Origin of the sequence: Paracoccus halophilus, from assembly GCF_000763905.1 — a bacterium.
In the GTDB taxonomy this organism is placed as follows: domain Bacteria; phylum Pseudomonadota; class Alphaproteobacteria; order Rhodobacterales; family Rhodobacteraceae; genus Paracoccus; species Paracoccus halophilus.
The window spans coordinates 56,428-77,469 of sequence record NZ_JRKN01000013.1 but is presented as its reverse complement, the minus strand read 5'-3'; the positions used below and the strand labels follow the sequence as shown (position 1 = coordinate 77,469).

The 21,042-nt window shown below is 66.8% G+C and carries 23 protein-coding genes and 1 pseudogene; 13 read left to right on the top strand and 11 right to left on the bottom strand.

Annotated features, from left to right (window positions below; all coding sequences use genetic code 11):
• Positions 1–59: 59 nt before the first annotated feature.
• Together IT41_RS10935 and pcaQ are read right to left on the bottom strand one after the other, a co-directional pair.
• A complete protein-coding gene (locus IT41_RS10935; RefSeq protein ID WP_036741068.1) occupies positions 60–455 on the bottom strand; it encodes a rhodanese-like domain-containing protein in 396 nt (131 codons plus the stop codon).
• A 133-nt stretch (positions 456–588) separates the two neighbouring features.
• Positions 589–1,506, bottom strand: coding sequence for a pca operon transcription factor PcaQ (gene pcaQ / locus IT41_RS10930; protein WP_036741067.1), 918 nt, complete (start codon positions 1,504–1,506; stop codon positions 589–591).
• A gap of 103 nt (positions 1,507–1,609) precedes the next feature.
• Between pcaQ and pobA the strand changes: the two genes are divergently transcribed.
• The 5 genes from pobA to IT41_RS10905 all read left to right on the top strand — a co-directional run bounded on the left by pobA (position 1,610) and on the right by IT41_RS10905 (position 7,181).
• Positions 1,610–2,779, top strand: coding sequence for a 4-hydroxybenzoate 3-monooxygenase (gene pobA / locus IT41_RS10925; protein ID WP_036741066.1), 1,170 nt, complete (start codon positions 1,610–1,612; stop codon positions 2,777–2,779).
• Between the two features lie 178 nt (positions 2,780–2,957).
• Positions 2,958–3,989 (top strand): TRAP transporter substrate-binding protein, encoded by a 1,032-nt coding sequence (locus IT41_RS10920; protein ID WP_036741065.1) that lies wholly within the window; start codon positions 2,958–2,960, stop codon positions 3,987–3,989.
• A gap of 19 nt (positions 3,990–4,008) precedes the next feature.
• Positions 4,009–4,524: a TRAP transporter small permease gene (locus tag IT41_RS10915; protein ID WP_036741063.1), complete on the top strand. Its 516-nt coding sequence runs from the start codon at positions 4,009–4,011 to the stop codon at positions 4,522–4,524.
• Complete coding sequence (locus tag IT41_RS10910) at positions 4,521–5,840, top strand: TRAP transporter large permease (RefSeq protein WP_036741062.1); 1,320 nt, start codon at positions 4,521–4,523, stop codon at positions 5,838–5,840. Before IT41_RS10915 ends, IT41_RS10910 begins: the two co-directional genes overlap by 4 nt.
• A gap of 174 nt (positions 5,841–6,014) precedes the next feature.
• On the top strand, positions 6,015–7,181 hold the full coding sequence (locus IT41_RS10905) for an MFS transporter (protein WP_036741061.1): 1,167 nt from the start codon (positions 6,015–6,017) through the stop codon (positions 7,179–7,181).
• 20 nt (positions 7,182–7,201) lie between these two features.
• Here the strand turns inward: IT41_RS10905 and IT41_RS10900 are convergent.
• The 7 genes and pseudogenes from IT41_RS10900 to soxX all read right to left on the bottom strand — a co-directional run.
• A pseudogene (locus IT41_RS10900) lies at positions 7,202–7,900 on the bottom strand (c-type cytochrome); the annotation flags it as partial.
• Positions 7,884–9,155 carry a sulfite dehydrogenase gene (gene soxC, locus IT41_RS10895; protein ID WP_036741059.1) on the bottom strand — a complete coding sequence of 424 codons (1,272 nt, stop codon included), beginning with the start codon at positions 9,153–9,155 and terminating at the stop codon, positions 7,884–7,886. The pseudogene IT41_RS10900 and the gene soxC, both read right to left, overlap by 17 nt.
• Entirely contained in the window at positions 9,152–10,852 is a 1,701-nt protein-coding gene (soxB, locus tag IT41_RS10890) for a thiosulfohydrolase SoxB (protein WP_036741058.1), read from the bottom strand. The genes soxC and soxB overlap by 4 nt, the downstream gene beginning before the upstream one ends.
• Before the next feature lie 64 nt (positions 10,853–10,916).
• A complete protein-coding gene (soxA, locus tag IT41_RS10885; protein ID WP_139221652.1) occupies positions 10,917–11,789 on the bottom strand; it encodes a sulfur oxidation c-type cytochrome SoxA in 873 nt (290 codons plus the stop codon).
• Positions 11,790–11,860: 71 nt separating this feature from the next.
• Positions 11,861–12,190: a thiosulfate oxidation carrier complex protein SoxZ gene (gene soxZ / locus IT41_RS10880; RefSeq protein WP_036741057.1), complete on the bottom strand. Its 330-nt coding sequence runs from the start codon at positions 12,188–12,190 to the stop codon at positions 11,861–11,863.
• Between the two features lie 21 nt (positions 12,191–12,211).
• Positions 12,212–12,652, bottom strand: a complete 441-nt coding sequence (soxY, locus tag IT41_RS10875; RefSeq protein WP_036741056.1) for a thiosulfate oxidation carrier protein SoxY — start codon at positions 12,650–12,652, stop codon at positions 12,212–12,214.
• 49 nt (positions 12,653–12,701) lie between these two features.
• Positions 12,702–13,172 (bottom strand): sulfur oxidation c-type cytochrome SoxX, encoded by a 471-nt coding sequence (gene soxX / locus IT41_RS10870; RefSeq protein WP_036741055.1) that lies wholly within the window; start codon positions 13,170–13,172, stop codon positions 12,702–12,704.
• Positions 13,173–13,507: 335 nt separating this feature from the next.
• On the opposite strand from soxX, the gene IT41_RS10865 reads away from it, so the two are divergent.
• Together IT41_RS10865 and IT41_RS10860 are read left to right on the top strand one after the other, a co-directional pair.
• Entirely contained in the window at positions 13,508–13,819 is a 312-nt protein-coding gene (locus IT41_RS10865; RefSeq protein WP_052081438.1) for an ArsR/SmtB family transcription factor, read from the top strand.
• Positions 13,816–14,865 (top strand): YeeE/YedE family protein, encoded by a 1,050-nt coding sequence (locus IT41_RS10860; RefSeq protein WP_036741054.1) that lies wholly within the window; start codon positions 13,816–13,818, stop codon positions 14,863–14,865. The genes IT41_RS10865 and IT41_RS10860 overlap by 4 nt, the downstream gene beginning before the upstream one ends.
• An 8-nt stretch (positions 14,866–14,873) precedes the next feature.
• Here the strand turns inward: IT41_RS10860 and IT41_RS10855 are convergent, their stop codons facing one another.
• Positions 14,874–15,332 carry a hypothetical protein gene (locus IT41_RS10855; protein WP_036741053.1) on the bottom strand — a complete coding sequence of 153 codons (459 nt, stop codon included), beginning with the start codon at positions 15,330–15,332 and terminating at the stop codon, positions 14,874–14,876.
• Positions 15,329–15,805 carry a thioredoxin domain-containing protein gene (locus IT41_RS10850; RefSeq protein WP_231564734.1) on the bottom strand — a complete coding sequence of 159 codons (477 nt, stop codon included), beginning with the start codon at positions 15,803–15,805 and terminating at the stop codon, positions 15,329–15,331. Before IT41_RS10850 ends, IT41_RS10855 begins: the two co-directional genes overlap by 4 nt.
• A gap of 117 nt (positions 15,806–15,922) precedes the next feature.
• Between IT41_RS10850 and IT41_RS10845 the strand changes: the two genes are divergently transcribed.
• The 6 genes from IT41_RS10845 (at position 15,923) to tagH (ending at position 21,035) form a co-directional block, all read left to right on the top strand.
• Positions 15,923–16,660, top strand: a complete 738-nt coding sequence (locus IT41_RS10845) for a cytochrome c biogenesis CcdA family protein (RefSeq protein ID WP_036741052.1) — start codon at positions 15,923–15,925, stop codon at positions 16,658–16,660.
• Positions 16,657–17,208: a thioredoxin family protein gene (locus tag IT41_RS10840; RefSeq protein WP_231564733.1), complete on the top strand. Its 552-nt coding sequence runs from the start codon at positions 16,657–16,659 to the stop codon at positions 17,206–17,208. The genes IT41_RS10845 and IT41_RS10840 overlap by 4 nt, the downstream gene beginning before the upstream one ends.
• A gap of 25 nt (positions 17,209–17,233) precedes the next feature.
• Positions 17,234–18,163: an MBL fold metallo-hydrolase gene (locus IT41_RS10835; RefSeq protein ID WP_036741050.1), complete on the top strand. Its 930-nt coding sequence runs from the start codon at positions 17,234–17,236 to the stop codon at positions 18,161–18,163.
• Positions 18,160–19,104 carry an MBL fold metallo-hydrolase gene (locus tag IT41_RS10830; RefSeq protein ID WP_036741049.1) on the top strand — a complete coding sequence of 315 codons (945 nt, stop codon included), beginning with the start codon at positions 18,160–18,162 and terminating at the stop codon, positions 19,102–19,104. The genes IT41_RS10835 and IT41_RS10830 overlap by 4 nt, the downstream gene beginning before the upstream one ends.
• Before the next feature lie 191 nt (positions 19,105–19,295).
• Entirely contained in the window at positions 19,296–19,880 is a 585-nt protein-coding gene (locus IT41_RS10825) for a DUF6931 family protein (protein ID WP_036741048.1), read from the top strand.
• A gap of 6 nt (positions 19,881–19,886) precedes the next feature.
• Positions 19,887–21,035: a type VI secretion system-associated FHA domain protein TagH gene (gene tagH / locus IT41_RS10820; RefSeq protein WP_036741047.1), complete on the top strand. Its 1,149-nt coding sequence runs from the start codon at positions 19,887–19,889 to the stop codon at positions 21,033–21,035.
• Positions 21,036–21,042: the final 7 nt, after the last annotated feature.

Below are 21,042 nucleotides of genomic sequence, written 5' to 3'. Positions count from 1 at the left end.
CGCTGCCTGCGCTGAACCGCCCCGCCAAGGCATTGCCGAACCCCTTGCGCGCAGGGCGTCTAGCGCCGGCCCGCAGGCTTTTCCCCGACCGGCAGGCCGGCCTTTTGCCAGCCCGAGAACCCCTCGCGCAGGTTGCGGGCCTCCAGCCCCATATCCTGCGCCAGCCGCGTCGCCAGCAGCGAACGCCAGCCCGAGGCGCAGTAGAAGACATAGGTCCTGGCCTCGGCGAAGCGCGGCCTGTGATAGGGGCTTTCCGGGTCGATCCAGAATTCCAGCATGCCGCGCGGGGCGTGGAACGCGCCGGGGATCATGCCCTCGCGTTCAAGCTCGCGCGGGTCGCGGATATCCACCATGACGATGCTTTCGTCGCGAAAGCGCCCCGCCATCTCATCGACCGAGACCGAGGTGACCAGCGCGTCGGCCTCGGCCAGCATATCCTTGTAACTTCGGGCCATGCTTCCTGTCCTCCTGCATGATGCCGGGCTTCGCGCCGCCGCGGACACGCGGGCAAGCGGCGGCATCGCCCATGCCTATCCTGACCCGGCGGGACATGCCGGCGTCAAGACCCGACCGGCGGCGGGCGGCCGGTCAGACCGCCAGTCCCAGCCGCGCGATGGTGCGCTCGACCGTCTGGGCGAACAGGCGCCGCTCGGTCGTGTCCTCTTCGCCGGCGCGGACCATCATGCCGACCGGCCCCTTGGTGGATCGGGTGTCGATCGGCAGCCGGATAAGACGGCCCTCGGCGATTTCGCGCGCCACGACCCCGGCCGAGATGATCCAGATCGAATCGCTGCCCTGGGTCCGGGCGCGGCCGAAATCGCCCGAGACGGATTCGACCCGTTTCGGCGGCAGGGGAACGCCCTCGGCGATCATCAGGCGCCGCACATAGGGCCGGATCGCCGATTTCTCGGGCGGGTAGATGACCGGCCATTCGCCGATGCGGCGCAGGCCGGGATCGGCCAGGATCGGATGGCCGGGGCGCACGACCAGCGCCACTTCTTCCAGATAAAGCTGGGTGAAACTGACCCCGCGCATGGTCTCGGGCTCGCCCAGGCGGCCCAGGACCACGTCCAGCTCGCCCCGGTTCAGCAGGCCGATCAGATGCTCGTGCGAACCCTCGGCGATCATCAGGCGCATCTCGGGGGCGACATTGGCAAGATCGTCCAGAACCTCGGGCATCAGCCGCGCCGCGACCGAGGGCAGGGCGCCCACGCGCAGGCTCAGCCCGGCCTCGCTGCCGAATTCCTGCAGGCCGCTGAGACCGCGTTCCAGCGCCGACAGGCTGGCCAGGGCGAAACCGTGAAAGAACGCGCCCTGCGCGGTCAGCGCGATGCCGGCGCGGCTGCGTTCCAGCAGGGTGGCGCCCAGGATCTCCTCCAGTTCGGAAAGCGTGCGCGATATGGCGGGCTGGGTCAGCAACAGCCGCTCGGCCGCGCGCTTGAGGCTTTCGCGGCGCACGATTTCGACAAAGGCCTGCAGATGGCGGATCTTGATGCGACGGTCCATTACTTGCCAGTTATGATAATCAAATTCATGAATAAATCATTTTTCATTTCGGTTTCAATATGTGATCCTGCCGCCGGGAGAGAATTGAGCGGGAGGTCAGACCATGCGAAGCCAGGTGGTGATTGTCGGGGGCGGGCCGTCCGGCCTGCTGCTGGGTCAGTTGCTGCATCGCCGCGGCATCGATGCCGTGGTGCTGGAGCGCAAGACGCGGGACTATGTGCTGGGCCGCATCCGCGCCGGGGTTCTGGAAACCGGGCTGGTCAGGCTGATGGAAGAAGCCGGCGTCGCCGACCGCCTGCATGCCGAGGGCTTCGTCCATGCAGGCACGCAGATCGCCTATGGCGAGGACATGTTCCATGTCGATTTCCAGGATCTGACCGGCTCGCCCGTCGTGGTCTATGGCCAGACCGAGGTCACGCGCGACCTCTATGACGCCCGCGAAAAGGCCGGCGCCCGCACCGAGTTCCAGGTCGATCACGTCGAGATCCACGATGCCGACAGCGACAAGCCCTATGTCACCTATGAACAGGGCGGCAAGGCGCAGCGCATCGACTGCGATTTCGTCGCCGGCTGCGACGGTTTCCACGGCGTCAGCCGCAAGACCATCCCGCTGAGCGTCCGGCGCGAATACGAAAAGCTCTATCCCTTCGGCTGGTTGGGCATCCTGTCGGAAACGCCGCCGGTGAATGACGAGCTGATCTATTCCAGTTCGGATCGCGGCTTTGCGCTGTGCTCGATGCGCAATGAAAACCTCAGCCGCTATTATATCCAGTGCTCGCTGTCGGATCACCCCGAGGACTGGACCGACACGGCCTTCTGGGCCGAACTCAGGCGCCGCGTTCCCGCCGAAGTGGCCGACAGGCTGGTCACCGGCCCCTCGATCGAGAAATCCATCGCGCCGCTGCGCTCATTCGTGACCGAGCCGATGCGCTGGGGCCGGCTGTTCCTGTGCGGCGATGCCGCCCATATCGTTCCGCCGACCGGCGCCAAGGGGCTGAACACGGCGGCCTCGGATGTGCATTACCTGTATCACGGGCTGGTGCAGTACTATGAGCAGAACAGCCCCGAGGGGATCGACGGCTATTCCCAAAAGGCGCTGGCCCGGATCTGGAAGGCCGAGCGGTTTTCCTGGTGGTTCAGTTCGTTGCTGCACCGCTATCCCGATCAGTCCGAATTCGACCTGAAGATGCAGCGCGCCGATATCGCCTTTCTGCGCGAGAACGAGGCGCAGCAAAGGGCCTTTGCCGAAAACTATGTGGGCCTGCCCTATTGAGCGGGGTTTTCGCCCCCGACATGTCGTCGGCCGTCCTGCCGAACCGGGCCGGCATGCGAAGTTTTGGTTGCCAAGCGCATGTTTTCGCAGTCGCATGGGGCCAGCCCGAAAGCCCGGCGCGACACCGACCGGGCGATGGGACAGCAACGACCGCAATACCGTAAGGGAGGAAACGCGGATGAAGACCAGACTATTTGCCAGCATCGCGGCCATTGCCATCAGCGCCGCCGGGGCCGTCTCGGCGCAGGAGGTCACGCTGCGTCTGCATCACTTCCTGTCGGCCGATGCGCCGGTCCAGAAGGGCGTGTTCGAGCCTTGGGAAAAGACCATCGAGGAACAGTCCGGCGGCCGCATCGACGTGCAGATCTTCCCCTCGATGCAGCTGGGCGGCAAGCCGCCGCAGCTTTTCGACCAGGCCCGCGACGGGGTGGTCGATATCAGCTGGACGCTGCTGGGCTATACGCCGGGCCGCTTCCCGATCTCGGAGGTGTTCGAGCTGCCCTTCCTGTCCGGGACGGCGATGGAAACCACCATGGCGATGCAGGAATTCCAGGCGAAATACCTGGGCGATGAGCTCAAGGACGTGCATCCGCTGGTGATCCATGCGCCCTCGGCCTACAAGATCCATCTCAAGGGCAAGACGGTCGCTTCGCTGGCCGACATGTCCAGGCTGAAGATCCGGGCGCCCTCGCGGACCATGACCGACGGGCTGGCGGCGCTTGGCGCCACCGCGGTCGGCATGCCGGTCCCCGAGGTGCCGCAATCGCTGACCACCGGCGTGATCGACGGCGCCGTCATCCCGTGGGAGGTGTTTGGCAGCCTGCGGCTGGAAAGCATTACCCAGAACCACACCGAATTCGGGGTGGAAAACGGCGGCCTGTCCACCTCGGTAATGGCGCTGGTGATGAACAGGGCGAAATATGACGGCCTGCCGGACGATCTGAAAAAGGTGATCGACGACAATTCCGGCATGGCGCTGGCCGAACTGGCCGGCAAGGTGCTGGACGATGCCGAGACCGAAGAGCGCCAGAAGGCGCTGGATGCCGGCAGCACCATCACCCTCATCCCCGAGGCGGATCTGGCCGAATGGCAACAGGCCAGCCAGCCGGTGATCGACGCCTGGGTCAAGACGATGACCGATGCCGGCCATGACGGTCAGGCGATGGTCGACGACGCCCGGGCGATGCTTGCCAGGGCGCAGGGCAAGTAAACCGAAAGGAGAGGGCGGCATGACCGAACAACTGACCGAACACGCCCATCCGGTGCCCTTGCCCGGCTGGTTGTCCGCGCTGTGCCGCCTGTTCGCCGCCATCGGCGGGCTGGTTCTGCTGGCGATGATGCTGATGACGGTGGTCAGCGTGACCCGGCGCACGTTGCTGGGCGCGCCGATCCCCGGCGATTTCGAACTGGTCGAGATCGGCAGCGCCATCGCGATCTTCTGCTTTCTGCCGTGGTGCCAGTCCACCGGCGGCAATGTGCTGGTCGATTTCTTCACCCAGAAGACCGGCCCGCGCACCAATCACCTGCTGGAGGCGCTTGGCGATCTGGTCTACATGCTGCTTGCCGCCCTGCTGATGTGGCGGCTGTATCATGGCGGGCTGGAGATGCGGCAATATGGCGAACAGTCCATGGTGCTGGGCATTCCCGTCTGGTGGAGCTTTCTGATCGTCATTCCCGCCATGGCCCTGCTGACCGCGACCTGCGCGGCCACCATGGTCGGCCATCTGACAAAGGCACGGTCATGACCGGGATCGCCGCCGGGCTGACGGGTTTCGCGGTGCTGCTGGTGCTGATGGCCATTCGCATTCCGATCGGGGTCTCGATGCTGGCCGTGGGGATCGGCGGATACGGGCTGTATACCGGCACGACGCCGCTTCTGGCCTTCCTGAAAACCTCGACCTATTACCAGTTCTCGACCTATTCGCTGTCGGTCATCCCGCTTTTCGTGCTGATGGGCGAATTTGCCACCAAGGCGGGGATGAGCCGGGCGCTCTATCGCACGGCGGCCGCTTTCCTCGGGCATCGCAAGGGCGGGCTGGCCATGGCCTCGATCGGGGGCTGCGCGGCATTCGGGGCGATCTGCGGATCCTCGCTGGCCACCGCCGCCACCATGGGGCAGGTCGCGCTGCCCGAGATGCGGCGCTATAATTACAGCGGCGCGCTGGCCACCGGATCGCTGGCGGCGGGCGGCACACTGGGCATCCTGATCCCGCCCTCGGTGATCCTCGTGCTTTACGCGCTGATGGCCGAGCAGAGCATCGCCAAGATGTTCGTTGCCGCCATGGTGCCGGGCGTGCTGGCGGCGCTTGGCTATATGCTCGCCGTGGCGATCTTCGTGCGCCGCAACCCCGAGGACGGCCCCGCCGGCCCCCGCGCCACATGGCCCGAGCGGCTGGAGGCGCTGCGCGAGACATGGTCGCTGATCCTGATATTCGCGCTGGTCATCGTCGGCATGTATCGCGGCTGGTTCACGCCGACCGAGGCGGCGGCCGTCGGCGCCTTCGGCACCGGCCTGCTGGCGATCCTGCATGGCGGGCTGCGGCTTCAGGGGCTGATGGCCTGCCTGCGCGGCACCGCCACCACCTCGGCGATGATCTTCCTGATCCTTCTGGGGGCCGAGACCTTCAACGCCTTCCTCGCCCAGACCCAGACGCCGATGCTGCTGGCCAATGCCATCCAGCAATCGGGGCTGACGCCGATGCTGGTGCTGCTGGCGATGCTGCTGCTGTATCTGCTCCTGGGCTGCGTGATGGATTCGATGTCCATGCTGCTGCTGACCATCCCGATCTTCTATCCGATCATAGCCGGCCTCGATTTCGGCATGCCGCGCGAGGACACGCTGATCTGGTTCGGCATCCTGGCCGTGGTCGTGGTCGAGGTCGGGCTGATCACCCCGCCGGTGGGCATGAACGTCTTTGTCATCAACGGCATGGCCAAGGATGTGCCGATGATCGAAAGCTTCCGCGGTGTGCTGCCCTTCCTGATCAGCGACATCATCCGTATCGCGGTGCTGATCCTGTTTCCGGTGATCACGCTGGGGCTGGTGCGGGTCTTTGGCTGAACCTGCAGCCGGCTGAGGCGAAGGGGCGGCCTTGCGGGCCGCCCTTTTCCACATCCGGCCGGGCCGCGCATCGGGCAAGCCCGGCATGCGGCGATGACCCCGTTTGCGTCGCGCATGGCAGCATTGCAATGCGGGCTATGGACATCGGTCGCGTTCCATGCCGCTTTGGCGCGCATGGAAAAACGCCGCGCTGTCATCCTGCTTTGTATTGCCGTGACCTGCGGCATGTCGCCATGGTTCGCGACCGGCGCCGCCGTCATGGACATCGCCCGCGCGCATGCGATCAGCGCGGCCATGCAGGGGCTGTTATCCTCGGCCGTGCAGGCGGGGTTCGTGATCGGCGCGCTGGGCTTCGCGGTGACCGGCATTCCCGACCGCTTCGATCCGCGCCGCGTCATGGCTGTGGCAGCCGGTCTGAACGCGGTCGCCACGGCGCTGCTGCTGGTGTTTCCGCCCGGCACCGGGATCTCTGTCGCGCTGCGCCTTGTCGCGGGCATGGGCTTTGCCGGCATCTATCCGGTCGGCATGAAGGTCATGGTGGGCTGGGGGCAGAGCGACCGGGGCTTTCTGGTCGGGGTGCTGGTCGGCGCGCTGACGCTGGGCTCGGCGATGCCGCATCTGGCCGCCTATCTGGGCGGCGCGGATTGGCGCATCGTCATCGGCGCGGCGGCCTCGGCCTCGGCCCTGGGGGCGGTGCTGGCGCTGTTCCTGCGCGTCGGGCCGTATCATGCGCGCGCGCAGAGCTTTGATTTCCGGGCCATCCGTCTGATGTGGACGGATCGCAACATCCGCGCCGCCACCGGCGGCTATCTCGGCCACATGTGGGAGCTTTACGCGCTGTGGTCGTGGATCGGGGTCATCGCCGCGACCAGCTATGCCAGCCGCCTGCCGGGGCCCGAGGCAGAAAGTCTGGCCGCGCTGACCGGCTTCGCCTCGATCGCGTTGGGGGCGTTTTTCTGTGTGCCGGCGGGAAGGCTGGCCGATGCCCATGGCAAGGCGCGTATCGCCAGCGCGGCGATGTGGCTTTCCGGCGCGGCGGGGCTGGCGGCGGCGCTGGCCTTTGGCGGGCCGGTCTGGCTGATGTGCCTGCTGCTGCTGTTCTGGGGGGCGGCGATCATTCCCGACAGCGCGCAGTTCTCGGCGCTGATCGCGGATCATGCGCCGCCACAGGTGGCGGGCAGCCTGATGTCGATGCAGACCGCCATGGGCTTTGCCCTGACCGTCATTACCGTGCAGTTGACTCCCGCCGTGGCGGCGACGATCGGCTGGCCGCTGACGCTGGCGGGGCTGGCGCTTGGGCCGGCATTCGGCATCCGGGCCCTGCGCAGCGTCTGGCGTTAGTCGGAGCCGGCATCGCCAGCGGGATCGCCTGCCGCCGCCCCGGTCGCGTCACCGGCATCGTCGGGCGTCACGTCAAGCACCGATGCATGCATGGTGATTTCGACGCTGTCCTTGCAGTTTTCCATGCAGGGCGCGGCCGAAAAGACCGGATATTCGCTCGCCGCGCGATCGTCGGGGATGAAGCCCCCGGCATTCGGCATCCGGATCTCGGCGAAATTCTCGTTCGACAGGACGAAATCATCCTCGGCCAGGCCGTTGGAATAGAGGAGATAGGCCGTGATCGCATAGGTCTCGTCGGGTGTCAGGATCTGGGCATTGCCGAAGGGCATAGAGCGATGCACGTAATCCCAGACGGTCGAGAGATGCGGCCAATAGCTGCCGATGGTTCTTTCGGGATCCACGCGATCCAGCGTCCCTTCGCCGCCCGAGAGGGCCGGCCAGTTGTCCAGCCCCTCGGCGAAATCACCATGGCAGGCCGCGCATTGCTCCAGATAGATTTCCTCGCCCGTGGCGACATCGCCCGACCCCTCGGGCAGGCCGGTGCCATCGGGGCTGACATCCAGGTCCCAGGCTGCGACCTCCTCGGGCAGTGCAGGCCGGCCCAGACCGAGCGGGGTCGCGGCGGATGCCTGCTCGGCGGGGGGCAGGCGCGTCTGCGCCGCAGCGGGTGCGGCGGCCAGGATGATGAGCAAGGCGGCCGTTTTACGAGATTTCGACATTTTCCGCAGTTCCGTCCTTCTTGATCCACCAGGTCTGGATGCCGTTGTTGTGATAGATCGAATTTTCGCCCCGGATGTCGCGCAAGGCGGCCTTGGTCGGCTGGACATAGCCGGTTTCGTCCACGGCGCGCGATTGCAGCAGCATCTCTTCGCCATCCCAGAGGTGATCCAGATAGAAGCGGGTGACCGCCATGGGAACGCCCGGCTGGGCAAGCCGCGCGGTCGTCCAGTTCCTGCCGCCATCGACCGACACGTCCACGCGGGTGATCGCCCCGCGCCCGGACCATGCAAGGCCGGTGATGACCAGCGGGCCGGGGCCGTGCCGGATCGCGACCTGCGGGCTGGGCGCCGTCACGACGGATTTCGCGTCCATGACCCAGGTCCATTGCCGCGAGACGCCGTTAGCCAGCGTATCGGTGTATTTCGAGGTCTCCTCGCGGCTCTCCACCGGGGCGTCGGTCACCTCGATGCGGCGCAGCCACTTGACCCAGAGGTTGCCTTCCCAGCCCGGCACCACCAGGCGGGCGGGATAGCCGTGTTCCTTGCGCAGCGCCTCGCCATTGGCCTTGAACGCCACCATCACGTCATCCATGGCCTTGTCCAGCGGGATCGAACGGCCGTTCGACGAGGCATCGGCCCCTTCGACATAGACCCATTTGCCTTCGGGCTTCACCCCCGCTTCCGCCAGCAGGGTGCGCAGGGCGACGCCCACATATTCCATGTTGTGGATCATGCCATGGGTGAACTGCGATCCGTTAAGCTGCGCGCCGGCCCATTCCATGCCGGTATTGGCCGCGCATTCGCAGAAATAGACGCCCTGCCGGCGCGGAAAGCGTTCAAGGTCGTCATAGCTGAACACCAGCGGCCGCTCCACCAGCCCGTTGATCATCAGCCGGTAATCGGGCTTGGCCAGTTCGATGGCGCCGGAATGATGGCGCTCAAAGGCGCAGCCGGCGGGCGTGATGGTGCCGTCAAGCGCATGGATCGGGGTGAAGTTGATCGAACTGATCGTGTCGGCGGTCAGCCAGGGCACGTTGCGGCGGATCACGTCGGCCTCGAAACGGATCGGCAGGCCGTAGGGCGTCTCGTCCACGCCATCGCCGGAATAGCGCGCCCAGTCCTGAACCTCGGTGATCAGCGGATCGGGCGCCGCTTGCGCGCGCGCGAGCGTCGCGCCGGCCGGCAGGGCGACGCCGGCCGCCAGCCCGGCGCGCAGAAAGCCGCGGCGCGTGGAGGATGCAGGTGTTCCGGTCATTGGCCTTCCAGTCCCTTGATGGTGATGTGAGATGCGGTGTCGCGCGCCGGCAGCGTGCCCAGCCTGCGGATATGGCTTTCGACCAGATCCCAGATCTGCGGCCCCTCGGTGCCTTCGTTCACCGAGGCCCAACCGCCGACAACATAGCTGCGCGCGGCCTCGATCGGGCTGTCGTCGCGGAGCAGCCGCATGTCGCTGATCCGGCTGCCCATGGCCGCCCCGGGGTCGATGGTATAGGCCAGCCCGCCCAGGCGGACCATGTCGCCGCCCTGCTGGTAATAGGGATCGGCGTTGAAGATATTGTCCGCCACGTCCTCCATGACGGTCTTCAGCGTCTCGCCGGTCATCTCGGTGCGGTAGACCTGGCCGTAGGTCATCGAGGTGACGGAATGGATGTCCTCGCGGGTGATCGGTCCCGGCAGGACCGAGGCCCCCCAGCGGACGCCGGGCGAGAGCGCGATCTCGGCCTCGCGTTCCGACAGGATCGCGTCGCAGATCACATCGTCCCAGGAGCCGTTGAAATTGCCCCGGCGATAGAGCGGCGCTTCGGTCTGGCCGATGACCTCTTCCAGTTCGGCCTTGAAGGGGGCGCGGATTTCGTCGATCAGGCCGGTCATCGCCGCGTCGGGCTGGATCACGTCGGAAAACACCGGGATCAGCTTGTGGCGAAAGCCCGTCATGCGGCCGCCCTGTACCTCCAGATCGACACGGCTGACGAATTTGCCGTGGCTGCCCGAGGCGATGATGATCGTCTCGCCCACCAGCACGGGTTCGGGCACCGCGTCATGGGTATGGCCCGACAGGATCACGTCGATGCCCCTGACCCGCCCGGCCATCTTGTGATCGACGTCAAAGCCGTTATGCGACAGGCAGACGACCAGATCGACCTTTTGCGCGCGCAGCTCGTCCACGACCTCCTGCATGCGCTCCTCGCGGATGCCGAAGCTGTATTCGGGAAACATCCATTTCGGGTTGGCGATCGGCAGATAGGGGAAGGCCTGCCCGATCACCCCGACCGCCAGACCACCCTTGTCGAAGATCCGATAGGGCTCAAAGGCAGGCTCGTCCCATTCGGCGTCATAGATATTGGCGCCGAGGAACGGGAACCGGCACATCTTGATCAGCTCCTGCACGCGCCCGGTGCCCAGGGTGAATTCCCAATGGCTGGTCATGGCATCGACCCCCAGCAGGTTCTGGACGCGCACCATGTCCTCGCCGCCGGTTTTCAGGCTGGTCAGGCTGCCGTGCCAGGTGTCGCCGCCGTCAAGCAGCAGCGAGTCGGGCCGGGCGGCGCGGATCGCCCCGACGATGGTGGCGATGCGGTCGAAACCGCCCATCCGGCCATAGGTCTGCGCCAGCGCGGCGAAATCGGGATAGGTCAGCGCATAGGCCTCGGGGCTGCCAGGGGCGATGTTGAACATCTGCTGGAACGCCTTGCCCACGACATGGGGCACGCGGCCCGCGGCCCCGCCCACACCGATATTCGTGTCGGGTTCGCGGAAATGGATCGGCGTCAGATGGGCATGGGCATCGGTGACATGGATCAGCGTCAGATTGCCGAAATCGTCGAATTGCAGAAGCTGGTCCTGCGTCAGCGATTGCTGCGCCAGCGCGCGGGTCCGGTTCGAGGTCCCGAGGGCCGCGAAGATGGCCGAGGTCGCAAGCCCGGCCTGCAGGAAATGGCGGCGCGAAATCATTCCGTCACCTCATGATGCGGACAGGTCGGACCGCGCGCCCTGCGACGCGCGGCGGTGGTGGCATTCAGTGGCGGACCGCCGGGGTTTCGACCGGCAGGCCGGCGCCGCGCGAGGCGACATACAGTTCAAGCTCGCGGAATTCCTGGCTGCCGGCCTGGAAGGTCTCGCCCCGGGTGTCGCGGACGCAGCCCACGAAACGCTGGTGGATCGAGACTGGCCCCTGATCCTTGAGCCGGTAAAGCGGAAAGCCGTTGATCTGGCCCTGGCTCAGATGGTCCGAACGGATGTAGTTGCCGTAATTGTCCTCGTGGCAGTTCGCGCAGGACATTTCCAGCTGGCCGAAGCGGGTGTAATACATCTCCTTGCCCTTTTCCCAGAAGGGCGCGGCCGGGCCGTCGACGGCGACATCGACCGGCATGCCGCGCGATTGCAGGCCGATGGCGGCGGTCATGTTCTTCATCTGCTGGCTGTTCCAGCCCCAGGCTTCGGCGCCCATGCGGGTTTCGCGGCAGTCGTTGACGAAGTTCTCAAGCGACCACAGCTCGCCCTTGTCGGTGACCTTGGGCAGGCTGGCGCGCAGCCCCTTCATGCTGTCCTCGATGGCGCCGTGGCAATCGGCGCAGGACTTGCCTTCCGTGCCCTCGGCCGTGTCCCATGCCTCAAGCCCGGCATCCACGAACAGGAACATCGGATTGTCGAAATCGTCCTTTTGCATGGCGCGGGTCTCGGTGTCGCGGAACCGCCAGCCCGAATAGATGCGGTCGCCCAGGGCGCCGTCCAGATGGGCGGCGGGCTCGGCCTCGGTGGCAAGTTCAAGTTCGCCGTTCACGACCAGTTCGTCATCCGTCACCGGGTCGGCCAGAACAGTCCCCGTCGCGAGGATCAGTGCCGCTGCCGCAGCGGCGGTCGTGGTCTTCAGGCTGCGATGCAGCAACATGGCGTGGTTTCCTCCCCGGAAGATGGCGCGCGGCATCTGGCGGCCGCGCTGGCTGTCATTGTCAGGGCGTGTCAGGCGATCTCGATCGCCTGGACATCCTCGTAGACCGAGCCGTCATCGTCGTACCAGGTGAACTTCACCTGACCGCTTTCAGGGACCGTCATGTCGAACTCGATATAGGGGTTCGTGCTGATCGCCGGCTCCAGCGTGGCATCGACCACCATCGTGCCGTTGAACTCGGCCGTGAAGCGGTTGATGATCGAGCGCGGGATCGTGTTGCCGTCCTTGTCCTTGCGCTGCCCCGATTCCATCGGATGCGAGATCAGCGTCTTGATGGTGACGACCTCGCCCGCCGAGGCGGTCTTGGGCACGCGGACGCGGGGTTTGACATTCTCTGCCATGATCCTGAGCCTTTCCTTCTGTCAGCCGCCGCAGCCGCCGATGGTGACCTTCACATTGGCGGCGGTGCGCACGAAGCTGCCGTCGCCCATCCTGGCGACGGCGATCACGTCCTGGGTCGCCGCCAGCCGGATGCGCGTCGAGGCCGCCTGATTGCCGGCCAGTTCGCCGAACCGGAAGGTCGCCACGCCGGGTGTGGGATTGCCCGCCGCGATCACAAGGATCGCGGACGCGCCCGGCGCCTCGACCGAGATCGGGACCGTATTGCCATTCTCGGCAATCTCGGGGGCGGTCAGCGTCACGCCCTCGCCCTCGGCCGCCGCGGCGCCGCCGGTAAATTCGGCGATCACCTGATCGACGGTTCTGGCGGCGGCGTCCTGCGCCAGCGCCGGATGCCCAGGCAGGGCGATCAGGACAGCGGACCCCGCACCGGCGGCGATCACGCTGCGTCGCGTCAACATCATCTTCTGTCTCCTTCCATCACCTCGACCGGCGACCGGGCTGTCCGGCCCGTCACTCGGTCAGTGTCATCAGATAGGCCAGCACATCCTCGACCTGGGCGGCGGTCAGGACCGGCTCGATGTCATCGGGGCTTGCCGGAGCCGCGCCGGTATAGGCGACGCCCGGGCGGATGAAGGGGCCGACCTTGTACATCCCGGGCATGAAACTGTCTGGAAAGGTGCGCTTGGCATCGACCAGGATGCCGCGCAGCTGCGCCTCGGTCCAGCGCCCGGCGGCGCCGGCCAGTTCGGGGGCGATGGTGCCCTGGAACGGAACGTCGGGCATCGTGGCGATGGTGTGACAGGCGACGCAATTGCCAAGCGCGTTGGTGGTCATCACCCTTTCGCCTTCCTCGGCGCTTCCGGGCGTACCGGTCAGCGACTGCGCGATGGAGCCGTCCTCCTGCCAGAGGATATCGTCGGGCGCCACCTCGGCCAGGGCGCCTGTCGCCGTGCCGATGGCCAAGATACCGATCGCTGCCATGCGAAACACGTCGTTTCCCTCCCCCGGTTGTCTCTGTTTCCTGGCGCTGACGCGCCCTCCCTGTGCCAGAGTTGCGTAGGATGGCGGCAAAAGCAATACAAATATCAATATCTGTGAATATGCGCTTAATGTGGTCGAAGAGACTAGGCGACGGACCGGGGATCGGGTAGGTTTTCCCCACCGCTGCCGGGCCTGGGCGCGGCGGACATGCAGGAGGCTGGACGATGACCGAGGCAGTTGGCGCGCGGCGTTCGGGGCTTTTCAGCCGGCTGTTCGGCGGCGAACGCGCCGATCAGGACCTCGCGCGGGGGGCCTCATCCGACGAGGTCGCGGCCATGGTTCAGGACAGTGTCGCGATCTTCAAGGCGCTCAGCCACGAGGGGCGGCTGCTGATTCTGTGCCACCTTGTCGGCGGCGAGAAAAGCGTGAGCGAGTTGGAGAACATCCTTGATGCGCGCCAGTCGGTCGTCAGCCAGCAGCTGGCGCGTCTGCGCATGGAGGGCATGGTCACGGCGCGGCGCGAAGGCCAGATGATCTTTTATTCGATCAAGGATCACCGCGTGCTCAGGCTGCTTGGCGCGCTGGACACGATCCTTGCCCCGGCCGGCGATGAAAGGCACGGCGCGGGCGATCTGCCAAAGGCATGATCGATCTTGTCTATCTGTCGGGCGGCAAGGCCGGGCTTCTGGGACTGCTGGTCGGTGCGTTGCTGGGCGGCGCGGCGCGGATGGGGGATTTCTGCACGCTGGCCGCGCTGGAAACCGCGATGCTGGGCCGCGATTATCGGCAGTTGCATATCTGGGGCATCGCGCTTGGGGTCGCGATCCTGGCGACCGCGCTTGCCGATGCCGCCGGGCTGATCGCGATCGGGCACAGCATCTATCACGCCATTGCCTGGAACCCGCTGGCCAGCATCGGCGGCGGGCTGCTGTTCGGCTATGGCATGGCGATGGCCGGCAATTGCGGCTTTGGCGCGCTGCTGCGCGCCGGCAGCGGCGACATCCGCTCGGTCATCATCGTCGCTGCCCTGGGCATTTCGAGCTATTTCACCCTGTCCGGTCCGCTGGGTCCGCTGCGCGATCTGGTTTTCCCGCAGCAGCCCGCCGCGGGGCCGGGCGGCATCGCCAATGATCTGGCGGGCTGGACCGGCCTGCCGCCGCTGGGCTTTGCGCTGGCGATCGGCGCGGTGCTGATCGTTGCCGGCCTGCGCCACCCTCGCGTCGCGGGCTCCGCCGTCACGATCGCCTGTGCCGCAGTCGTGGGCCTGTCGGTGACGCTGGGCTTTGTCGGCACGGCCCTGCTCTCCGAAGGCGGGCTGGCCGCCAACACCATTGAGGGGCCGTCCTTTACGGTGCCGGTGGGGCGGACGATCCTGTATCTGATGACCGCGACCGGCATGTTGCCGTCCTTTTCGGTCGGCGTGGTCTTTGGGACCTTCGCCGGCGCGGCGATGGTGTCCGTCTGGCGGCACAGCTTTCGCTGGGAGGCCTGCGACGACCCCCGCGAACTGGGGCGGCAGCTTTTCGGCGCGGTGCTGATGGGCATCGGCGGGGTGATCGCGATGGGCTGCACGATCGGCCAGGGGCTGACCGGCTTTGCGACCCTCGCCTGGTCGGGGCCGGTGACGCTGGCCGCGATTGCGGCGGGCGCCATGGGCGGGCTTCTGCAACTGGTGCGCGGCGACCTGATCTGAGGCGGCGCTCAGTTCGTCGCCTGATCGACGATGCGGGTCAGCATCTCGTTCACCGGGGCCATCGACTCGCCCGGATAGATCCGGTGGCCGACGGTGACGCTGCCCGGCTGGCCGGCGGTTTCATAGACGAAGAGCGTATAGGGGCAGTGCTGGATATTGGTGATGTCGGCCTCCATCACCTGACGCGACACCGAGGCCGAGCAGAAGCTGAAAATGTCGGCTTCGGTGAACAGATCGACCTCGCTGCCCACATCCTCGCGCGTCCGGCTGAGCATCTCGCCGACATGGCTGGTCAGGTCGATGACCAGCCCCTCGTTGAGGATGGCCTGCTCGACCGCGAAGGCGACATCCTCGAATGTGCCCTCGACGGTTCTGGTCTGGGCAGCCCCGCCCGGCGTCTGGGCGATGGCCGCGCCGCCCGGGGCAAGGATCAGGGCAAGCGTGGCGGCAAGATGCAGTCTGGTCATGGGATCTCCTCCGGTGGTCGGTCAGCAGTTGGGTGGCCCGGGGTGGTGGGCGAAGCGGTCCAGCCGGCGCGGGCCAGCAGATCGGCCAGCAGCACCCAGAAGAACTCATCGCCCGGATAGCCTTCGATCCGCCCGGTTTCGGTGCCGTCGCGCAAAAGCACGAAGGTCGGGGTAAAGACCGGCGCCCGCCCGGTCAGCGTGATGTCGGCGGGCAGCGGGTCGGTGATGTCATGGCGGCGCAGCGGCGCGGCCGCGCCTTCGGCGGTCTTGGGATAGGCCGGGGCGATTTCCTCGTTCCAGCGGCGGCAATAGATGCATCCGTCCCGCTCGAACATCACGAACTGAAGGGCGGGCGCCGGTCGCGCGGGATCCGTCGCGTCGGCTGCCACGGGGAAAGCCGCGCCGAGCACCAGCACCCCGGCCAGCATCGCGCGACGCGGGATCGGGCAGATGCGCATGGGATCAGCGGTCATGTTCGGCCTCGGCGAAAAGTGATCCGCCCGGCAGTCTGCGGGCTTGCCGATAAAAATGCAAGCATTACAATGAATGAATGTTCCCGCCCGGTGGCCGGGGGCCATGGGAGGGAGAGAATGCCCGATATCTCGTATGGCGGGGCGATCATCGCCGGCCTTCTGTCGTTCCTGTCCCCCTGCATCCTGCCGATGGTGCCGTTCTACCTGTGCTATCTGGCCGGCATCTCGATGGGCGATCTGCGGGCCGAGGGCGGCCTGCGGCCGGGCGCGCAGCGGCGGCTGGTGATCGGGGCCGTGGCCTTTGCCCTGGGCGTGACGACGATCTTTGTCCTGCTGGGGCTGGGGGCGACCGTGCTGGGTTCGGCCTTCGCGCGCTGGCGGACCGAACTGTCCTGGCTGGCGGCGGCGATCCTCGCGGGCTTTGGTCTGCATTTCCTGGGCCTGATCCGCATCCCGCTGCTGTATCGCGAAGCCCGGATCGAGGCCGGCGGCGACCCGGCTTCGCTGGCGGGCGCCTATCTCATGGGTCTGGCCTTCGGTTTCGGCTGGACGCCCTGCGTCGGCCCGGCGCTTGCGGCGATCCTGTTCGTCGCCTCGGGGCAGGACGATCTGTGGCGCGGGGGCGCGCTGCTTCTGGTCTATGGCCTGGCGATGACGCTGCCGTTCGTGCTGGCGGCGCTGTTCGCGCGGCCCTTCCTGTCCTGGGTGGGCCGCCATCGTCGCGCCCTTGGCTGGGTCGAGCGCGGCATGGGCGCCATGCTGATCCTGTTTGCCGTCCTGATTGCCACCGACAGCGTCAATCGCATTGCCGCCGTCATGATCGAAAACTTCGACTGGAGCGCGACGCTGAGATGATACGGATTTCCCCCCTTTCCGTCCTGATGCTGACACTGGGCCTGTTCCAGCCGGCCGCGGCCGAGGTGCCGATGGGCGATGACGGTCTGCACAAGCCCGACTGGCTCAAGGACAGCTTCAAGATCCTGGCCGAGGACAATGCCGAGGCCGTCGCGGCCGGCCGCCACCTGATGCTGATCGTCGAGCAGCGCGGCTGCATCTATTGCGCGCAGCTGCATAACGAGGTTCTGACCGACCCGCGCGTCGAGGCGCTGATCCGCTCGGATTTCGATGTGATCCAGATCGACCTGTTCGGCGGCACCGGGATCACCGACATGGACGGCGAGGAGCTGACCGAGAAGCGCGCGGCAGGCAAGTGGGGCGTCACGGTGACGCCGACGCTGATGCTGTTGCCGCGCCAGCCGGCCGAGGGCGCCGATGCCGCCCGCGCCGCGATGGCGGTGCTGCCCGGCGTGCTTGGCCCCGACCAGATGGTCGCGCTGCTGGAATGGGCGCGGGCCGACGGGCCGGACAGCGGAAGATCGCTGGCCGAGGCCATCGGGCGATAACCGATATGAGACGGGGGAGGACAACATGAACATCAGCCGACGCTTCATCCTGACCGGCACAGCGGCCCTTGCCGCGACTGCGGGCCTGCCTTTGGCGGCCCGCCGGGGCTGGGCCTTGACCAGCATGACGATGGGGGATGTCCGGATCGACAGTCTCTCGGACGGTCATCTGGAACTGCCCGCCGGCTTCTTCCTCGAGCGCCTGCCCGAAGGCGACCGGGGCGCGATCCTCGACATGTTCGACCTGCCGACCGAGGGCGTCGTGGTCAGCCCGTGCAACCTGACGCTGCTGCGGACGGGGGACCGGGTGGTCCTGTTCGATGCCGGCTCCGGCCCCGATTTCGTGCCGACCGCCGGCCGTCTGCCCGAGGCGCTGGCCGCGCTTGGCATCGCGCCCGGGGATGTGACCGACGTGCTGTTCACCCATGCCCATCCCGACCATCTGTGGGGCCTGCTGGACGAGTTCGACGAGCCGCTGTTCCCGAATGCCGCGCTGCATATGGGCGCGGCGGAATTCGCCTATTGGTCCGATCCCCGAACGGCCGAGACGATCGGCGAGGAATGGCTGTCCTTTGCCGTCGGCGCCATGCGCCGGCTGACCGCCGTGGGCGACCGCATCCGCCAGATCGGCGACGGCGACGAGGTGCTGCCGGGCATCCGCGCCGTTTCGACGCCGGGTCATACGCCCGGGCACATGTCCTATGCCGTCGGCACGCCGGGGCAGGGGGTCTTCGTGACCGGCGATTTCGTCACCTCGGCAGCCGCGATCTTTCGCCCGGAACTGGGCACCTCGACCGACAGCGATCCCGAACAGGCGACCGCGACCCGCCGCACCCTGCTGCCACGGCTGGCCGACGAGGGCTGGACGATCCTCGGCTATCACCTCCCGGAGGGCGGCATCGGCCGGATCGCGCGCGACGGCGCGGCCTTTCGTTTCGAGGAGATGGACGCATGAGAATCGCCCTGTTTCTGGCCCTGCTGATGGCCCCTCCCGCGCTGGCCGACGACACGTCGGACAAATATCCGGACTCGGTGCTCTATGACCGCCCGGTCGAGGTCGCGCCGGGCATCTACAGCGCGATTGGCGCAACGCAGCCGCCGACCTATGAAAACGCCGGCCACAACAACAACCTGTCCTTTGTCGTGACGGGCGACGGCGTGGCCGTGGTCAATGGCGGCGCGTCCTGGAAGCTGGCCGAGGCCCTGCACGCGGAAATCCGCAAGCTCACCGACCAGCCGGTCAGGCTGGTCATCAACGAGAACGGCCAGGGCCATGCGATGCTGGGCAACAGCTATTGGGCGGCGCAGGGCGTGTCGATCCTTGCCCATGAGGATGCGGCGCGGGCGTTTCTGGACCTGGACGGGCCGCGCGGGCTGGAGGCGCTGCGCTCCTATGCCCGCGAGAATGCCGAGGGCACGACCATTGTTCCGCCGACCGAGACATTCACCGACCGCAGGGAGATCCGGATGGGCGACACGCGGATCGAGGTGCTGCATCTGGGCCCCGCCCATTCGCCGGGCGACACGCAGGTCTGGCTGCCCGACCGACAGGTGCTGATCGCCGGCGACATCGCCTTTTCGGAACGCATGCCGCCCATTTTCGAGGGCACCTGCACCTCATGCTGGATCGAGACCTTCGAGACGAAGCTCGAACCCCTGGGCGCCGAGGTGATCGTACCCGGCCACGGGGCGCCGACCGATCTGGACACGATCCGCCGGGGAACGACCGAATATCTCAGGGACCTGCACGAGAAGATCGGCCAGCATATCGAGGATGGCGGCGATCTGGCCGGCGCCTATTACGTCGATCAGTCCCGCTGGGAATACATGGACACCTTCGAGGAACTGGCCACCCGCAATGCCGGCGTCGTCTTTTCCGAGATGGAGTTCGAATAGCAGCCGCGCCCGTCGTCCGCTCGACGGCGGGCCGTTCCGCCCGGCGCCTTCCCCGGCCGCCCGCCGGGCATGGCTGGCAGCCGCCGACCCGCGTAACTTCGTGTTGCACCTTTCGGCCAGGAATTTCATATTCCGCAGGGCGTGGGCAGGAACATCCCCTTACCATCCCTTAAGCCCGGGACGATATCACGATGAGCGAAGACCGTGGACTCGACACCACCAGACCACCGCAACGGATGTTGCGCGATGCCGAGCCGTCGGAGCTTTTCGCAGCGATTCCGCAACTGGGCGATCTGGTCAAGCTGCGGCCGCGTCATGACGAGAACGGCCTGCATTTCCTCGCGCGGCTGCGGGCCTCGACCACGCCGGAAGAGGCCGTGACATTCACCTCATTCGCCGCCAGCCCCAGTGCGGCGGCGGGATGGGGTTACGAATGTCTGCGCCTGATGGCGGATCATCTGCAAGCGCATGAACGGCCGATGATGGAAAGCATCGCGACATGGCTTGCCGCGCCCTCGACCCGGTTGCGCCACGAGATCATGCGCGAGGCGCTCTGGGCGCCGTCGCGCAGCCCCTCGATCCTGCTGGCGCTGGCGGTGGGCTGGTCGACCGGCGGCCCGGCGCCCAACGATCCCGAACGCGCGCCGCCGCACAAGACGCCGGTCGCGCTGAACAGCGCCGTGCTGTCCTGCCTGGCGCGCGCCGATTTGTCGCGCCGGTCATTTTACCTTGCCCGCTTTCTCGATATGGCCGAGGCGCTGTTTCGCGCCTACTGATATGACATGACCCTGACGCTTCAGATCGAAAACTTTCACGTGCTGGACGATGGCGGCCCGGTCAGCATCCTGGTGCCGGAAAACGGCATCCAGGTCGGCCGGCGGCCGGGCATGAACTGGGTCCTGCCCGATGCCAGCCGCTATATCTCGGGGCATCATTTCGACGTCACCTTCGAGGGCGGAAAATGGTGGCTGCAGGACCGCTCGACCAACGGAACCTTCCTGCAGGGGCACCGGCACCGGCTGGACGGGCCGCATCCGCTGGCCCATGGCGACCGCTTCCAGGTCGGGCAATATGTGATCGTGGCGCTGTTCGATCTGCCGCAGGGCGGGGGAATGACGCCCGGCTCGCTGCCCGCGCATCGTGTCGACAACCCGGTCATCGAGCCGGTGACCGACGACCCCTGGGCGCTTGGCGCCCTGCGCGAACCGATCGAGATCTACCCGGCCGAGACCCTGCGCCACGGGCCGGATTTCGCGCAGGATTTCGTGCCGTTTCCCATGCCCGAGCCCAAGCCGCAAAGCCCGGCGGCGGTGCCCGCCCAAGCCCCGCCGAGCGCTGTCGACAGCGGCGATTCGGCCGCCATCCTGCGCGCCTTTTGCGAAGGGGCGGGCCTGCCGGTCGAATATGCCCGCGATGTCGCGGCCGAGGATCTGGCCCGCAGTATGGGCCAGGCGCTGCGCACGGCCACCACCCATATCATGGCGGCCTTGCAGGACCGGGCCGCCGCCCGCCATTTCACCCGGGCGGGAGAGCGCACCATGCGCGGCGCGACCGACAACAATCCGCTGAAATTCCTGCCCGATTCCGAACAGGCGATGGATGCGCTGTTCCTGCGCCCGCGCGCCGGGTTCGTGACCGGGGCCGACGGGTTCGATGCCGCGCTGTGGGACCTGCGCCGCCACCAGAGCGCCCTGTTCGCGGCCCTGCAGCCCGCGCTTCTGGCGCTGGTCGAGGATCTGGAACCCAATCGGATCGATGCGGAAATCAAGTCCAGGCAGCTGATGGGCAACCGGAAATCACGATCCTGGGACGAGTTCGTCGCACGCTGGGACATCAAGACCGCCAGCGAAAACGGCATCCTGGACGAATTCATCCGCCTGTTTGCGCAGGCCTATCGAAAAGCGCATGATCGCGAGGGTTTGCCGGACTGATCCCGCG

Excerpts from the sequence above, each read along its gene's own strand:
- IT41_RS10935 (WP_036741068.1), bottom strand. The coding sequence starts at position 455 with ATGGCCCGAAGTTACAAGGATATGCTGGCCGAGGCCGACGCGCTGGTC.
- pcaQ (WP_036741067.1), bottom strand. The coding sequence starts at position 1,506 with ATGGACCGTCGCATCAAGATCCGCCATCTGCAGGCCTTTGTCGAAATC.
- pobA (WP_036741066.1), top strand. The coding sequence starts at position 1,610 with ATGCGAAGCCAGGTGGTGATTGTCGGGGGCGGGCCGTCCGGCCTGCTG.
- IT41_RS10920 (WP_036741065.1), top strand. The coding sequence starts at position 2,958 with ATGAAGACCAGACTATTTGCCAGCATCGCGGCCATTGCCATCAGCGCC.
- IT41_RS10915 (WP_036741063.1), top strand. The coding sequence starts at position 4,009 with ATGACCGAACAACTGACCGAACACGCCCATCCGGTGCCCTTGCCCGGC.
- IT41_RS10910 (WP_036741062.1), top strand. The coding sequence starts at position 4,521 with ATGACCGGGATCGCCGCCGGGCTGACGGGTTTCGCGGTGCTGCTGGTG.
- IT41_RS10905 (WP_036741061.1), top strand. The coding sequence starts at position 6,015 with ATGGAAAAACGCCGCGCTGTCATCCTGCTTTGTATTGCCGTGACCTGC.
- soxC (WP_036741059.1), bottom strand. The coding sequence starts at position 9,155 with ATGACCGGAACACCTGCATCCTCCACGCGCCGCGGCTTTCTGCGCGCC.
- soxB (WP_036741058.1), bottom strand. The coding sequence starts at position 10,852 with ATGATTTCGCGCCGCCATTTCCTGCAGGCCGGGCTTGCGACCTCGGCC.
- soxA (WP_139221652.1), bottom strand. The coding sequence starts at position 11,789 with ATGTTGCTGCATCGCAGCCTGAAGACCACGACCGCCGCTGCGGCAGCG.
- soxZ (WP_036741057.1), bottom strand. The coding sequence starts at position 12,190 with ATGGCAGAGAATGTCAAACCCCGCGTCCGCGTGCCCAAGACCGCCTCG.
- soxY (WP_036741056.1), bottom strand. The coding sequence starts at position 12,652 with ATGATGTTGACGCGACGCAGCGTGATCGCCGCCGGTGCGGGGTCCGCT.
- soxX (WP_036741055.1), bottom strand. The coding sequence starts at position 13,172 with ATGGCAGCGATCGGTATCTTGGCCATCGGCACGGCGACAGGCGCCCTG.
- IT41_RS10865 (WP_052081438.1), top strand. The coding sequence starts at position 13,508 with ATGGTTCAGGACAGTGTCGCGATCTTCAAGGCGCTCAGCCACGAGGGG.
- IT41_RS10860 (WP_036741054.1), top strand. The coding sequence starts at position 13,816 with ATGATCGATCTTGTCTATCTGTCGGGCGGCAAGGCCGGGCTTCTGGGA.
- IT41_RS10855 (WP_036741053.1), bottom strand. The coding sequence starts at position 15,332 with ATGACCAGACTGCATCTTGCCGCCACGCTTGCCCTGATCCTTGCCCCG.
- IT41_RS10850 (WP_231564734.1), bottom strand. The coding sequence starts at position 15,805 with ATGACCGCTGATCCCATGCGCATCTGCCCGATCCCGCGTCGCGCGATG.
- IT41_RS10845 (WP_036741052.1), top strand. The coding sequence starts at position 15,923 with ATGCCCGATATCTCGTATGGCGGGGCGATCATCGCCGGCCTTCTGTCG.
- IT41_RS10840 (WP_231564733.1), top strand. The coding sequence starts at position 16,657 with ATGATACGGATTTCCCCCCTTTCCGTCCTGATGCTGACACTGGGCCTG.
- IT41_RS10835 (WP_036741050.1), top strand. The coding sequence starts at position 17,234 with ATGAACATCAGCCGACGCTTCATCCTGACCGGCACAGCGGCCCTTGCC.
- IT41_RS10830 (WP_036741049.1), top strand. The coding sequence starts at position 18,160 with ATGAGAATCGCCCTGTTTCTGGCCCTGCTGATGGCCCCTCCCGCGCTG.
- IT41_RS10825 (WP_036741048.1), top strand. The coding sequence starts at position 19,296 with ATGAGCGAAGACCGTGGACTCGACACCACCAGACCACCGCAACGGATG.
- tagH (WP_036741047.1), top strand. The coding sequence starts at position 19,887 with ATGACCCTGACGCTTCAGATCGAAAACTTTCACGTGCTGGACGATGGC.